The organism is Paraburkholderia sp. SIMBA_053 (assembly GCF_046534895.1).
GTDB classification, from domain to species: Bacteria; Pseudomonadota; Gammaproteobacteria; order Burkholderiales; family Burkholderiaceae; genus Paraburkholderia; species Paraburkholderia caledonica.
Window position 1 is genome coordinate 1 of record NZ_JAWRXU010000903.1, and the last position, 264, is coordinate 264.

Sequence of the window (264 nt, forward strand, 5' to 3'; positions counted from 1 at the left end):
CGGTGGCTATGTGATCCAGCCGGATACGTCGGCCATCCGTTAAGCTGATTTCCATGGCGGCGAACTGTTCTGCCGACTGCACGGTAGCTATGGTGCGCACCGGCTGCTCCATACCGCCAATATGGGCGCGCCCGCCAGCGGCTTCCTGCTGTACTAGGCGTAATTGGCGTGAAATATCAGTGGCTGTAGTGTTGAACGCCAGCAGGTTAGCGAAATCCAGTTCGACCCGGATCTCCCGCTGAACACCGCCGACCCGCGTTACCG

At 59.8% G+C, this 264-nt stretch carries 1 protein-coding gene; it reads right to left on the reverse strand.

Annotated features, from left to right (window positions below; translation table 11 throughout):
• The coding region (locus tag SB753_RS38230; RefSeq protein WP_410805315.1) for an efflux RND transporter permease subunit at positions 1 to 264 on the reverse strand (264 nt) is incomplete at both ends.